A 14,755-nucleotide genomic window follows, 5' to 3' on the forward strand; every position below is an offset into this window, starting at 1 on the left:
CTATCATTTTGATTAAATTTAAGTAAATGGTGAGGATTTTTTGCTTAAAAGTATGCTTTATTTCATTTAGAATACTTTTCTTAGTTTATTTATATTACAAGTGCTACAGAAATTTTATAGTATCGTTTATTGCCTTTATCGTGCTTTAATTGACACAATTTATAATGATGGAGTGGAGCACGCAGGGTATCTATCATTTTTAATCCTGTTATCAATATTTCCTTTTCTTATTGTTTTAATAGCCATGGCATCAACGTTCGCAAATTTCTTAGATCAATACAATGTCGGCTGGGCATTTATTATTGATAACATGCCACAGGATATTTTATCATCTTTGATGCCACGTATTAGGGAGATAATATCAGGCCCTCCGCAAAGCTTATTAACCTTGGCAATTGTAGGCGCTGTTTGGACTGCCTCATCGACAATTGAAGGATTTAGAACGATATTGAATAAGGCCTATAAAGTTCCGGTTTCATCGCCTTATATATGGAGAAGGGTGCTCAGTATATTACAATTTTTAGTAATTACGCTTGTTACAACTCTGACTATAGTATTTTTTACATTAGTGCCAATGTTAATTGATTTTTCTTACCAAGGGCTAAGTTATACTAGATATTTACTTATTGAGTTTGTGCTTTTTACTATAGTATCTTGGCTATATTTTACATTGCCAAACATAAAACAAAACTTATCAGACGTATTTCCCGGATCTTGTGTGGCTGTTATTCTTTGGACGATCTCTGCTTCAGCTTTCAAGCAATACTTAAAAGCTTCCTTTGACCAACTGAATTTGATATATGGAAGCTTAGGTGGTGTGGTAGTATCATTACTATTTTTTTATGTGCTAAGTTTGATTTTTATATATGGAGCAAAATTTAATTTTCAGCTAAAATATTTCAATGGATCTTGCTAAGGAGAAAGAAATGGGTGACTTAGAAGGTAAAATAGCTTTAATTACCGGAGCTTCAGGTGGAATAGGCTCTTCTGTTGCAAAAAGATTTGTAAAAGAAGGTGCATGTGTGATTCTAATTTCCAGATCTCTTGATAATCTCAAACCACTATATAATGAAATTGAAGAGCTTAAAGAAGGCTCTGTGAAACTAATTCAGCTTGATCTTTTGGACTTTGAGAGCGTAAAAGTACTGCCAAACATGATAGAAAGCCTGAAATTATCAGAATCTGGAGCACTTGATATATTAGTTGCGTGTACTGGAGTTTTAGGAAAACTGAACCCCATTCACGACTATGAAGTTGAAGAGCTACAGCACGTAATGAATACAAATTTTACTGCCAGTTGGTACTTACTAAAAAACTTAGATCCAATACTAAAAAAATCTAATGCTGGAAGAGTGATATTCATGACCTCAGAAGTGACACTTTCTCCTTCCTCTTATCCATACTGGATGCCGTATGCTGCAAGTAAAACTGCACTAGAAATAATGGTGCAGATATATGCATCTGAGACAAAACATACGAGTTTGTGCGTAAATGCTGTGTATTCGGAAGGGCCTGTCGATAGTGAAATGTACAAGCAAGCATTTCCTGGAAAAGATACATTCGAATTAGTGTCACCTGATAAATTAACAGACAAATTTGTGGAGCTTGCTTCTAACGATTGCAGCGTATCAGGAAAAATCTTGCCATTAAGTAAATCTCTTGAATAAGTTTGTACACTTTTTAATTACCTATAGTTCTTAGTCTGAACTCAATAAAAATTCACATATACAGGAAAGACTGGTAACATTACTTTGAATAGAAACTGTTATTGTAATTATGCCAAAACGCACAGATATAGAATCTATATTAGTAATAGGAGCAGGCCCAATAGTTATAGGTCAGGCATGCGAGTTTGATTATTCCGGAACGCAAAGCTGTAAAGTATTAAAAAGTGAAGGTTATAAAGTCATTTTGGTTAACTCCAATCCTGCAACTATAATGACAGATCCTGAATTCTCTGATGCAACTTATATTGAGCCGGTACTGCCTGAAATCATAGAGAAAATTATAATCAAAGAGATGCCAGATGCAATATTGCCAACAATGGGCGGGCAAACAGCACTCAATTGCGCAATAAAACTTGCAGATGATGGAGTGTTAGACAAATACAACGTAGAATTAATAGGGGTAAATAGAGAAGCAATAAAAAAAGCAGAGGATAGAGAGTTATTCCGTAAGTCCATGGATAGAATAGGACTGAAATACCCCAAAAGTATCATTATAAAAAATCAAGAACAAATAAAAGAGGCTTTGGACTACATTGGATTACCAGCAATCATCCGCTCATCGTTCACCCTTGGTGGTGCAGGTAGCGGCATAGCATACAATAAAGAGGAGTTTTTCAATATTGCAGAAAGTGCTCTCAAAATTTCGCCAATAAATGAAGTTCAGATAGATGAATCAATTATCGGCTGGAAGGAATATGAAATGGAAGTTATCCGTGACTGCAAGGATAACTGTATAATAGTGTGTTCAATAGAAAATGTTGATCCAATGGGAGTGCACACCGGAGATAGTATCACAGTTGCTCCTGCTTTGACTCTGCGTGATGCTGAATATCAACAAATGAGAAATGCATCTATAGCAGTGCTGAGGGAAATTGATGTTAGTGCCGGTGGTGCAAATGTTCAGTTTGCAGTGAATCCTAAAGAAGATGGAAGCCTCGTTGTAATTGAAATGAATCCAAGGGTTTCTCGCTCTTCTGCACTTGCCTCAAAAGCAACAGGCTATCCTATTGCAAAAGTTGTCACTAAACTTGCTATTGGCTATTCGCTCGATGAAATACGTAACGACTGTGCTCCAATAATACCAGCAGCATTCGAACCAGTGATTGATTATATCGTCACTAAAATTCCTCGATTTGAGTTTGAGAAATTTAAGGGGACAAATTGTGAATTATCAACCTCCATGAAATCAGTGGGAGAAGTGATGTCAATCGGCCGTACTTTTAATGAGTCACTGCAGAAAGCTTTTCGCTCACTTGAAACAGGGCTCACGGGACTTGATGAAGTGTTTTCTGAAGACACAGATATTAAATCTCAGTTAGCAAAATTGCTGCCAAACAGATTACTGATTGCTGCTGACGCAATGCGCCACGGAATTAGCATAGAAGAAATAAATTCGATTACAGGTTATGATTTATGGTTTTTGCAAAATATACAGCAAATTATATTAGCTGAACAAAAAATCAAGGAAAACGGCCTTCCTGAAACTGCATATGAAATATTAGAGCTGAAAAAAATGGGCTTCTCAGATGCAAGGCTCGCAAAGTTAAGTAATAGACCTACCTCTGTCATCCCAGCTGGGATCCAAGAAAAAAATAGGTGGATTCCAGTGTCACGCACTGGAATGACATCAGAGCAAATTGAAGCAATGAGGAAAAAATTTGGTGTTAATCCAGTTTATAAACGTGTAGATACCTGTGCAGCTGAATTTGAATCGAGCACTGCTTATATGTATGGATGTTATGAGGGAGACATTACAAACAGGACAGAATGCGAAGCGGACATTTCTGACCGAGAAAAGGTTGTCATTTTAGGAAGTGGTCCAAATCGCATTGGTCAAGGTATTGAGTTTGATTATGCATGCGTTCATGCAGTTTCTGCCACCAAAGAAATGGGATACGAAACAATAATGATTAACTGCAATCCCGAAACCGTTTCAACTGATTATGATACCGCTGATCGTTTATATTTTGCACCACTCATTGCAGAGGATGTGCTTGAAATACTAAGTAAAGAGCAAGAAAATGGCACACTAGTTGGTGTAATAGTTCAAATAGGTGGTCAAACGCCTTTAAAATTAGCCAAAGTGCTGAACGAAAGAGGTTTTAATATCTTGGGTACATCTTTTGATTCTATTGACCTTGCAGAAGATCGCATGAGATTTAAAAATCTTGCTTTGCAACTTAATTTAAAACAACCTGAAAATTCTATCTGTCATTCAGTGGAAGAAGCGTTAATCAACGCAGAAAAGGTGGGGTTTCCATTAGTAGTGAGGCCATCCTATGTCCTTGGTGGTCAGTCTATGTCAATTTTGCATGATATTGATAGCTTCAAAGAGTACGTCCTGAATCACACTAAAATCTTTGAGCATGGTTCGCTGCTTCTTGATAAATTTTTAGTCAATGCAGTTGAGGTTGACGTTGATGCTGTATGTGATGGGGAAAGAGTTTTCATTGCAGCGGTTATGGAGCATATTGAAGAAGCTGGTATCCACTCTGGCGATTCAACATGTTCAATACCGACAAATACATTGAGTGACGAAGTAATAAAAGAGATCGAGCTCCAAACTGAGAGAATAGCATTAGCATTAAAAGTGAAAGGTCTGATAAACATTCAGTTTGCTGTTCAAGAGAGTGATGTATACATACTTGAAGTGAATTTAAGGGCTAGCCGTACAGTTCCTTTTATTTCCAAGGTAATCAATATTCCTATTGCAAAGCTTGCCACTCAGGTTATTTTGGGTAAAAAATTGAATCAGGAAAACAAGCCTTTCAATCATTTTGCAGTTAAAGCTGCTGTTTTTCCATTTACGCGTTTTTCGGGAATTGACACTTTACTTGGTCCTGAAATGAAATCAACAGGAGAAGTGATGGGAATTGACTTATCTTTCGGAGCTGCACTTGCAAAAGTGCACATGGCTGCAGGATACAAGTTACCAACAGAAGGAACAGCTCTGGTTTCAGTAAAAGATGATGATAAAGAGTATATATTGCCTGTTGTACGAATGTTGAAAGAACTGAGTTTTGAAATATATGCCACCAAAGGCACAGCTTTGCATCTGAACAATAACGGCATTGCTGCAAAAGCTGTAAATAAAGTGAGAGAAGGCAGACCCCACATAGTTGATATGCTCAAAGATGGAAAAATAAATCTAGTAATCAATACTTCAAAAGGTGTGAAATCAGTCTCAGATAGCAAAGATATCAGGAGAACTGCTATTTTGCAAAATATAGCTTATAGCACCACAGCTTCTGGGAGTAAAGCGTTAGCGCTTGCAATTCAATATGTAAAGAATAGCAAATTGGAAGTGAAATCATTACAGCAGATACAAAATATTTAAATATCAAGACTATAATAAATTATTACTTATTTCAAAATGAGGATCGTGTAAGCTAAGGAGAGAGAAATTTAATTAAAGGATTTTTGTGTCAGTATCAATATATAACTGCCTTGAGCGTTTGTTGAAAGGCTTTGTACTAATTTTCTTGATTCAAACAATATGCTAGACTTTAACTTAAAAATCTTTGTAAGTGATCACGACTGAAAGGTGTTTTCATGCATTTTTTACCTGAGTGCAATAAGTGTAATTCATTGAGTTTCCAAAATTGATAATGAAGAAAAGCATTACTCGTCTAATAAAAGCAATTCAATACTCCTGTGAAGGAATAAAATCAGCTTTTGTATCAGAAGTTGCGTTCAGACAGGAGTTACTGCTTTTTATAATATGTGTTTCAACTTTGTTTGTTTTAGATGTAAGTAATTTAGAACGTGCAGTAATGGTAAGTAGCCTATTTTTGGTGTTAATTGTAGAAATTATTAACACTGCTTTTGAAACAATAATTGAGCGTATTTCCAGTGAACAACATATACTTTCAAAAAAAGTGAAAGATCTAGGTAGTGCAGCAGTTTTTCTCTCATTAATTAACTTCTTGATAACATGGATGATAATATTGATATGAATGTTGTTAAGATATATTTTCAAATTCACCGATTAAGACTTGCATGTCTTGTGGTAAATCAGAAACAAATTCTATATATTCTTTACTTTTTGGATGATATAAGCCTAGCGTGTGAGCATGTAGTGCCTGTCTATTGAAATTACGGATAAAGTCAGAGTTTTTAGCATGTTTTTCACTTTTACTACTATTTTTTCCGTAAACTTGATCACCAACTACAGAATGTCCTATGTGGCTCATGTGTACTCGAATTTGGTGTGTTCTGCCTGTCTCTAAAGTACATTTAACCAGGCTTGCTTGCCCTATAATTTTCTTCACTGAATAATGAGTGATTGCTAATTTACCTGCTGTTTTTGTGACACACATCATTTCTTTATTACTGCGTTTTGGAGCAATATGGGTTTTTACTGTTCCTTGCAGATTAGGTAATGCTCCCCAAATTACTGCTAAGTATTCCCGTTTTATTTTACGATTTGATAGCAGTTCAGACAAGAAGCTGTGGGATTGTTCATTTTTTGCAATTACCATGAGTCCACTAGTATCTTTATCAAGCCTGTGAACAATTCCTGGTCTTGTATTTATATATGGAATTTTGCCAAGGTGAGCGATCACTGCATTCAGGAGTGTATCATTGTTTGTTCCAGCACCTGGGTGTACTGTTAATCTACTTTGTTTACTCAGAACTATAATGTCCCCATCTTCGTAGATGATATCAAGCTTTATATTATAGTTAGGTTCAATTGATGTGGATATGTCAGGTTGAACGAGATGTACTATATACTCTTCACCTGGTTTTACTATGTGGTCATTATTAATTATCGGCGTGCCAAGTAATGTTACCCGCTCATCTTGTATCAATCTTTGTGCTTTACTGCGTGATATGTTACACTTTTTAGCTATGTAAGTATCTAGCCTTAATTTTTTTTCGTCACTATTAACATTTAAGGTTATATCTATGGTCACTACCCTGCGCAAGCTACTTTGAATGCTGCATGAACATCTGGATTCACAAAATCAACTTTTGTACTAGGTTGAATTTGAAGGCCGTCTTGTTTTTTAATATGGCAAATTGTTTGAGAGCCATCTTTCCAGTAAATTATTATTTTATTATCAAAATCCCGTAGCGTTAACTCCCTCTTTTCTTCTTTTTTATCTTTTTCTTCTAGCTTAATAGACTCTAATAAATAATATAGAAAGTCACTTGCTTTGCCGTTAACTTTTTTTCTCCATTCATCCATTTTTTCTTGTTCAGATAATTCTTTTTCCAATTTTGCATTTTCTTGCTCCAGCTCTTTCATCCTTTTTTTTGATTTTAATAATCTATGTTTTTCTATTGCTTTTTTCTCTTCATCTCGCTGTTTTTCAAGAGAAGTAGCAGTAATACTGCCTTCACTGCTATTAGGTTCATTTGATTGAGTCTGTTTATTCTTTAATTCTGCTAGCTCATCTTTTACTTTTTTTAGTTCTTCTTCTAATTCGTTCTTTATCTTTTCCGCTTCTTCTTTTTGTTTTTCCAATGTATCTATGAACTCACGATCATCGCTAATTGTTCTTTCTCCAGATTGAAAAAAGCCAACTAATCTGCTTGGTTCAAATCGCTCAACCTTATCTTCAGCGATTTTAATAGTATTCTCTAAACTAGAAAAAATGCTTTCAATTTTTAGTGAATTTGTTCTTTTTGCCAGCTCTTTAGCTTCGCTTAAAATGACCATCATTTCCTTACGCAACTTATCTAAATCTTTTTTGATGTCTCCTCTAATTCCTTGTAGATGAACAAGTGTTTCTTGAATTTCATCATTTGCAGGTTTTAGAAGTTTGCTATCAAGTAGATCTTTAGCTTCATCTAAGCGCTTATCAAATGAGTCAACAATTTTATCTGTAAAATTAGTCAAGTGCTTATCTAGTAATTTTATTAATCGAGATATTGGATCATTTTCTTCCTCATCTTTTGTCTTTTTTTCCATTACCGATACAAAACCACCTCTTCTGCATGGAAAGAGAATATCTAAATTATTAAATTTTTTAATAATATTATGATTATTGTTTATCTCATTGGTTTTTAGCTTGCTGAATGTTATACATATTCCAACGATAGCAATGATACTAGCCAGTACAACTGGAACCCATTCCAAAGCCTGAATATTGGCAAAGCTCAATCTATTTTGTATTAACGCACCAACTATAATTACAGCACTAATTACATATGGTATGGTAAGAAAAATGGCCTTATTTTTATTCTCTTGTATTTGATTATCTAATATTTTTTTCTGATTTTCAGAAATTGGCAAAACTATTGAAAAGTTTGCTTTTTTGGAATCTATAAGACTTAAATTTGGTTTTATCTCTATTTTCAGAGCATTTTCAGCGATTTCACTCATCTCGTTGTCTTTGCCACCTCTAATTTTATTATTTATTAATTCCTCTATCAACTTTTCTCCTTCTTTTATCTCCTGCTTATGCATATATCTCATAGCAGAAGAGGCTACAAAAGTTGTTAAAAGAATAATAGAAACCAAAGTGTAAATTGGCATGAATGTTGGGTTAAAAATATCTGTAATAAACCTTAGATCATTATGGGTTATTATTATTGCAGCTACATAAGCCAAAGAAAATTGAAGCCAAATATTTACAATCGCTATGGGTAGAGTGTTACTTACAGAATATTTCTTTGTTGCACGCCATAACCTAGGAAAAAAACCAATAGCATCATCTATTTTGGCAAAATTATGATCTACTTTAACATTGAAAGGATTTGTTGTATCTAAAGGCATAAATTTCCTTACATCCTAATTAAGTAATTATATATAAATGATACTTTAAAAACAAGTTTTTGGCTTATGCCAAGGACGATTAGAACGCACTTTACTAACGTTTACGCCACTATTTGTTAGCCAAATAGAATGTGTACCATATACTTCTAAATCAGAATACTTGATGATTTTAGTATTGCAAGCTGGGTGATTGAATTTGCTTAGCTGAATTACTAGATCGACATTGTTACAATTTTCTAAAATATCTTCTCTTTTGTGAGCTAGCAACACTGACTTATTATTTCCTTTATTATATATACAGCCATAATCATTACATTTTAGCCTTTTGTTTGAATTACTGAATTTAGTATGATTCACAATTTGATTCTGCCCGTTTTGCTTTGCCCACGTTTTGACAACAAAATTTCTGTTTTTTCTAGTAAGAGAATATAGTAAATTGTCACCTTCTTTTACAGCAAGATTATCAGCACTGACTAGAATATCAGGAGTTCTATACATAGCGCTAGAGAAAATACCTAGCAGAATAAAGAAAATTCCAAAGAAACGCCAATTCCTTTCCCACAGGCACAGCCACAATAACCCAAGCGTTATTATAATGATCGATGATGCAGGAAAAGTGCGAATAGGAATAACCAGATACTGAAGATTAGCTATTGCATTTGTTATATATAAAACGCTGTCAATTGGGCGTTCCATGAGAGGCGTTATAATCCACTGAGTACCTAAAGGAATCAATAAAACATAGATTATTCCAAGTGGAATAATAATGAGTGTAACTATTGGTATAGCAACTAAATTTGTGATAATGCCGCTGATTGAAAAATAATTAAAGTTGTATATTGTGTACGGAACCGTTGCTAAACTTGCTATTATTGAGCTGATCATTATCGACACAAAATATTTTATTATTTTTAAAAATTTGTTGGCATTGATCTGATAGCTGGCAACTAGTGCCAAAACAGCAGAAAATGACATTTGAAAACCTGGCTTTAAGATTGCTTCTGGCTCCACTATGAGTATCACCGAAGCAGCAAACGCAATTGCTATTAATCCTCGATATTTCCTTTCTATGATTATTGCAACAAGTACCAAGATCACCATGATGTAGGCACGCTGAGCAGAAATTTGCATACCGGTAATCAACAAATAAAAGGTAGTTGGCAAGATAGTAAAGAATGCAGATATTTTTTTAGTGTTATATTTAAGAGTCAAAGTTTCAGATATTGCAAATAAATTACGGAATACTATAAAAAATAGACCAGCAACAAACGATAAATGTAAACCAGATATAGCGAATAAATGTGCTATACCTGAATCTCGTATCGCATTCATAGTTTTTTGATCTATCCCGTCTTTTTTGCCAATTAATAATGCAGAGATTATGTCCGCGTGTGGCTTTTTGGTATTTTGCTGTAGGTTTTCATAGATATATTGACGGAAAGATTCTATATACTCTTGAAATTTTCTTGCTTCAGCCTTTTTGTACAGGACTATTTTGCTTGTTGCAAAGCCTGTTGCACTTATTTTCTGATAATATGCTATTCTTGCAAAATCATATGCATATTCCGAAGGCGCAATTTTTGGAGGAAAGAGTTTTGCTGATAATTTTACTTGATCCCCTATTTTAATGCCTTCTTCCGCTTTGGTTTTAACTGATATTCTGATGTTATCCAGCTTGAACTTCGTGTTTTTTATTTCATAAAGCAAAAATTGTTTATATGAGCCCCTATCGTTAATATCCTTCACTGTAGCAACAATATCTTTCACATACCTTTCCTTATCAAGAATGTGAGTATTAACTGAATCTGTTCTGAATTTGCTGGCTGTAAATCCTATGAGCACTGCAATTAAAGAAATGCATAATATTGCGTATTTCCTGTATAATATTGCAATCAGAATTAGTATAGGTGAAAGCAAGAGAAAAATAGATATAGTGAAAGCACAGCTTGGTTCAAAATTTAATGAGAAATAGGTTAAAATTCCTGCACACTGAAAAACAGGGAACCACAATATCAAGTTATATTTTTCATTGCACAGATTGTTATGTATATAATTTACTATCATGTTAAGAAAGGTTAATAGATATATAAATATATGTAATAGTGTGATTTTATTCTTTTATTTATTATTATTACGCATATAATAATAAATAAGCAACGACGCGGGATGGAGCAGCTCGGTAGCTCGTCAGGCTCATAACCTGAAGGTCGTAGGTTCAAATCCTACTCCCGCAACCATCTTTCAATTGTACAAAAATCGCGATTTCTCTTATTATAATAGCAATGGTATTTCTGACTCAAAGCTTGTTTTTGACCTGTAGGCTCAATCGCAACATTCAGTAAAAAACTTAAGGTATTTATTGGTGAATTACATTAAATTATAGTGGCTGCATGTCTTTTTTATTTTTTCTACATTTAGCCAAATCACGCTTGTTAGTACATTATCAATTTAAATTATTAAAACTCGCTATTCGGGACTTCTTTTGCCTTTTTTCTATTTGGTTGGATGATTTTATAAATTAATTAAAATATTCATAATATTGATTTCTTATCACAACAATGCTATTATTAAGCTAATATTACTTTTAGTGAGGTATGAGCAATGGTTGATGTGGCTTTTATTGGCGTAAATACGGTTATTGATAACGGATACAGAAGAAAAATAAAACTCGTTATGTCAGGGTTATTTTTAGCTGTATCAGCAGCAACTGCTATCTGGTTTATCTTTCCTGGATCGCAAAATGTACTTGCTCCATTCTTGCTTCCAGCTATATTCCTTCTCTTGACTCTGTCTATGGGATATTATACGTTTCTTTTTGGTTGTGAGAAAAAATCTGTAGTAGAAAATGTTCTAGGTATCTGCTGAGTCAGTTAAGAGAGTGCGTTGCCAAGACGAGATCGAATCTTTGCTAGCAAAAACAAGAGATATCACAAAAAATAAGTTTTGTAACATACTTTTGTTTTGAGGATCGTATCAAAGCGCACAAACTTGCTTTATATGTAAGAGAAATTGATAGCGTTGCATCCTCGATAAAAGACGAGGATCTGTTAAATCACTTTGATCAATTTTTTACCATAACTGAAGTAAGCAATAAGAATAGTAGAAATGAGCTAATTAATCGCGCAAGAATATATAGAACAATAAGTGAAAAACCTAAAAATGAAATACAAAGTTTTTTAGCTAATCAAAAAGAGAGTCTTTCGTATGAAATAACGTCACCTAAAATTGATAATTTTTTACCACAGGTTAATGCAGTAACTGTTTAGGTTAGCAAAAGTTCAATACGTATAGCTAAGTCTTTGCAATATCAATAATTTCATTGTGTACATGATTATCACTTTTTTTTTCAATTCCAGTAATAACATTACATCTATTAGATTCTTTTATAGCTATTTCTTGAAATCCTTTTCGAATTTTATGATAGAAATCAATGCTCATTTCTTCATACTTATTTTTATCCTTTGCTCTGCTGAGTCCAACTTGAACATCAATATCTAAAATAAATGTGATATCTGGATATTTAATTTCCACTAATTTGTGTAAGTCTCTTATTAGACTCAAGTCAACACCTAGTCCATACCCTTGATACGCAATAGTTGAATCGATAAATCGATCACAAATAACTGTCTTTCCCTCTTTAAGAGCTGGCAATATTAATTTTTTCATATGTTCGTGCCTCATCGAGATAAGCAGCAAGAGTTCAGAAATAGGATCAATATTATCCTTAAGTAGTAATCCTCTTATTTTTTCTGCAAAATCAGTACCACCTGGTTCTCTAGTCAATACGACATTATTTTCACCGTGAATTTGCTTGAAATAATTTGCAAGTAACTCAGACTGTGTTGTTTTACCAGAACCATCTATTCCTTCGAAGGTTATGAACATAAATTTTATAATTACAATGCTAAATGCAAACAGTGTACATAGAAACCATTTGACATTTAAGCAATAAGATCATAAATTATGGTATACAATTCTCTATGAGCTATGGTTACGCTAGACACTCCTAAGATAGATTTAGACTTTACTGCAAAGAATTTCAATCTCCTGGGAGTGGATAACAAATATTATACATTAAGTGACTGCTATGGGGAAAATGGTCTCATTGTAATGTTTATATGCAATCACTGTCCTTACGTTCAATCAATTATTAGCAATCTAGTAAGCGATGTTAATTTGTTGAAAAAAGATTATCAGGTAAACACCGTTGCAATCATGCCAAATGATGTAAATGAGTACCCAGAAGACTCCTTTGAAAACATGATTAATTTTGCCAAGGAAAATCAGTTTACATTTCCATATTTGATTGACAATAATCAAGAAGTAGCTAAAGAGTATGGTGCTGTTTGTACCCCTGATTTTTTTGGCTTTAATTCCAAACTAGCCCTCTGCTATCGCGGGCGTTTTAACAACACAAAAAAAGAGAAAGTTCAAAATTACGAAGTAGGAAGTAGTGATTTATTTCAAGCCATGAAATTTATTGCAGAAACTAGCAATCCTCCAGTTGACCAAAAATCAAGCATTGGTTGTTCAATAAAATGGTCTAATTCTACAGGTTAAATATTATGCACAGCGGCTCTCAGCATTTGTTTGATATTATAATTTTACTCTCTGCTGCTGTGTTTATAGTCATAGCGTTTTGGAAAATGAATATTAGCCCAGTACTTGGTTACTTTGTTGCAGGTGCATTGATTGGTTCTCATGGATTTAATCTGATACATTCAGTTGAAGTAATGGATAACTTTGCAGAGTTTGGCGTAGTTTTCCTATTGTTCATTATAGGTCTTGAATTGACATTTGAACGCCTTATCGCTATGCGTAGGCATGTGTTTGGGTTTGGTTCCCTTCAAGTTATAGTTACCATGATAGCAATATGGTTCATTGCTCTTGCCTTTGGAGTAAATACAAACATGGCAGCAGTTATTGGTGGTGGACTTGCACTATCCTCAACAGCAATAGTGTTGCAGGTTCTGCAAGAAAAGGGTTCTCAAGCAAGCCAAGTTGGTAGATTGTCAATAGCAGTGCTACTAATGCAGGACTTTGCAGTGGTACCTCTAATAGTATTAGTGCCCCTGCTTACTGGCAATTCTGAACACAGCTTAATAAGCTCGTTGGCAGGCTCATTAGTGCAAGCAGCTATTGCATTGGTGTTGATATTTGTAACTGGTAGGTTATTACTGAGGCCATTGTTTTCGGTTATTGCCAAAATGGAGAGTAATGAAATCTTTATATCAACAACACTTCTGATAATATTAGGATCAGCATTTATTACTGAACAATTTCATTTATCAATGGCATTAGGCGCATTTGTTGCTGGGTTACTAGTTGCAGAAACAGAACACAGGAATTCGGTAGAACATGCAGTATTGCCATTTAAAGACTTATTTCTTGGTTTATTCTTTATGACTGTTGGCATGTCTATTGATATTGACCTTTTACTCAATAAGTTACCACTCGTTACTTTATTATCAATTATCCTTATCGTTTTAAAGACGTCCATTATATATACATTGTGTAGATTTTTTGGATTTAGAAGTGCACCTGCAATACAAGCTGGATTACTGCTTGCACAAGGCGGTGAATTTGCATTTATTTTATTCCGTTTAGCAGATGAATTAGATGTACTATCAAGTGAAATCGCTCAAGTGCTTATGATGGTAACTACAGTAACTATGGCTTTTACTCCTCTTTTATCGGGAATTGGAGACTGGATAGCAAATTCATTTAGCACTGAAAAAATAATACTAGACGATGAAGCAATCGAAACAGACACACAAGACCTTTATAATCACGTAATAGTTGCTGGATTTGGTAGAGTGGGATATATGGTAACAAAAATGCTTACTGCAGAGCATTTAAGTTATGTTATTGTAGATATTCAATCAAAAATAGTAAAAGAAGGAAAAAATGACAGTTTTCCTATATATCTTGGAGATGCTACAAGATATGAAATTTTAAAATCAGTAGGAATAGAAAGAGCTCAAGCTCTTGTGGTTTCGATAAAGAACGAAGTTACTATAAAGAAAATAGTTTCTCTAGTTGCAGCAAATTTTCCGCATGTAAATATTATAATACGTTTGCCAGATTTGAATAATGTGGAGGTTTATAAAGATCTAGGGGCTAGTAAAATTATTCCCGAAACATCTGAAATTGGATTGCAGCTAGGTGGAGCAGCATTAAGTTTAAGTGGAATTAGCGAAAGTGGAGTTACATCTTTAAAAGGTAAATTTAGAAAAGGCAACTACAGTATGTTAAAAGAACTTGGTAATGATAAAGATGAATAGCCCTATATCACTTTAATTAG

The 14,755-nt window shown here is 34.1% G+C and carries 11 protein-coding genes and 1 tRNA gene; 8 read left to right on the plus strand and 4 right to left on the minus strand.

The genetic code is table 11. The annotated features are described in order from the left end of the window. Positions 1-100: 100 nt before the first annotated feature. From ABWU56_RS00650 to ABWU56_RS00665, 4 genes are all read left to right on the plus strand, one after another. Positions 101-916 (plus strand): YihY/virulence factor BrkB family protein, encoded by an 816-nt coding sequence (locus ABWU56_RS00650; protein ID WP_007302309.1) that lies wholly within the window; start codon positions 101-103, stop codon positions 914-916. Continuing rightward, the gene (locus tag ABWU56_RS00655) at positions 903-1,667 is read left to right on the plus strand and encodes an SDR family NAD(P)-dependent oxidoreductase (RefSeq protein ID WP_353281592.1); all 765 of its coding nucleotides are present in this window, start codon (positions 903-905) and stop codon (positions 1,665-1,667) included. Before ABWU56_RS00650 ends, ABWU56_RS00655 begins: the two co-directional genes overlap by 14 nt. A gap of 109 nt (positions 1,668-1,776) precedes the next feature. Continuing rightward, positions 1,777-5,064, plus strand: coding sequence for a carbamoyl-phosphate synthase large subunit (gene carB, locus ABWU56_RS00660; RefSeq protein WP_353281593.1), 3,288 nt, complete (start codon positions 1,777-1,779; stop codon positions 5,062-5,064). Between the two features lie 271 nt (positions 5,065-5,335). Beyond that, positions 5,336-5,683, plus strand: a complete 348-nt coding sequence (locus tag ABWU56_RS00665) for a diacylglycerol kinase (RefSeq protein WP_064085518.1) — start codon at positions 5,336-5,338, stop codon at positions 5,681-5,683. A 6-nt stretch (positions 5,684-5,689) separates the two neighbouring features. Here the strand turns inward: ABWU56_RS00665 and ABWU56_RS00670 are convergent, their stop codons facing one another. The 3 genes from ABWU56_RS00670 to ABWU56_RS00680 are packed head-to-tail and all read right to left on the minus strand — an operon-like array spanning position 5,690 to position 10,515. Then, entirely contained in the window at positions 5,690-6,643 is a 954-nt protein-coding gene (locus tag ABWU56_RS00670) for an RluA family pseudouridine synthase (RefSeq protein WP_395460862.1), read from the minus strand. Beyond that, positions 6,643-8,451, minus strand: coding sequence for a coiled-coil domain-containing protein (locus ABWU56_RS00675; RefSeq protein WP_353281594.1), 1,809 nt, complete (start codon positions 8,449-8,451; stop codon positions 6,643-6,645). The genes ABWU56_RS00670 and ABWU56_RS00675 overlap by 1 nt, the downstream gene beginning before the upstream one ends. Positions 8,452-8,496: 45 nt before the next feature. Next, positions 8,497-10,515 carry a ComEC/Rec2 family competence protein gene (locus ABWU56_RS00680; RefSeq protein ID WP_353281595.1) on the minus strand — a complete coding sequence of 673 codons (2,019 nt, stop codon included), beginning with the start codon at positions 10,513-10,515 and terminating at the stop codon, positions 8,497-8,499. 96 nt (positions 10,516-10,611) lie between these two features. On the opposite strand from ABWU56_RS00680, the gene ABWU56_RS00685 reads away from it, so the two are divergent. Both ABWU56_RS00685 and ABWU56_RS00690 read left to right on the plus strand, forming a co-directional pair. After that, positions 10,612-10,688, plus strand: a tRNA-Met gene (locus tag ABWU56_RS00685). A gap of 364 nt (positions 10,689-11,052) precedes the next feature. After that, positions 11,053-11,316, plus strand: a complete 264-nt coding sequence (locus ABWU56_RS00690) for a hypothetical protein (protein WP_264375198.1) — start codon at positions 11,053-11,055, stop codon at positions 11,314-11,316. A gap of 426 nt (positions 11,317-11,742) precedes the next feature. Here ABWU56_RS00690 and tmk read toward each other — a convergent pair whose 3' ends face one another. Continuing rightward, on the minus strand, positions 11,743-12,336 hold the full coding sequence (gene tmk / locus ABWU56_RS00695; protein WP_010403811.1) for a dTMP kinase: 594 nt from the start codon (positions 12,334-12,336) through the stop codon (positions 11,743-11,745). A gap of 102 nt (positions 12,337-12,438) precedes the next feature. On the opposite strand from tmk, the gene ABWU56_RS00700 reads away from it, so the two are divergent. Further along, positions 12,439-13,011, plus strand: coding sequence for a thioredoxin family protein (locus ABWU56_RS00700; protein ID WP_064085908.1), 573 nt, complete (start codon positions 12,439-12,441; stop codon positions 13,009-13,011). A gap of 5 nt (positions 13,012-13,016) precedes the next feature. Then, a complete protein-coding gene (locus tag ABWU56_RS00705; RefSeq protein ID WP_353281596.1) occupies positions 13,017-14,735 on the plus strand; it encodes a monovalent cation:proton antiporter-2 (CPA2) family protein in 1,719 nt (572 codons plus the stop codon). Positions 14,736-14,755: the final 20 nt, after the last annotated feature.

Origin of the sequence: Wolbachia endosymbiont (group B) of Horisme vitalbata (genome assembly GCF_964028625.1) — a bacterium.
Taxonomy (GTDB): Bacteria; Pseudomonadota; Alphaproteobacteria; order Rickettsiales; family Anaplasmataceae; genus Wolbachia.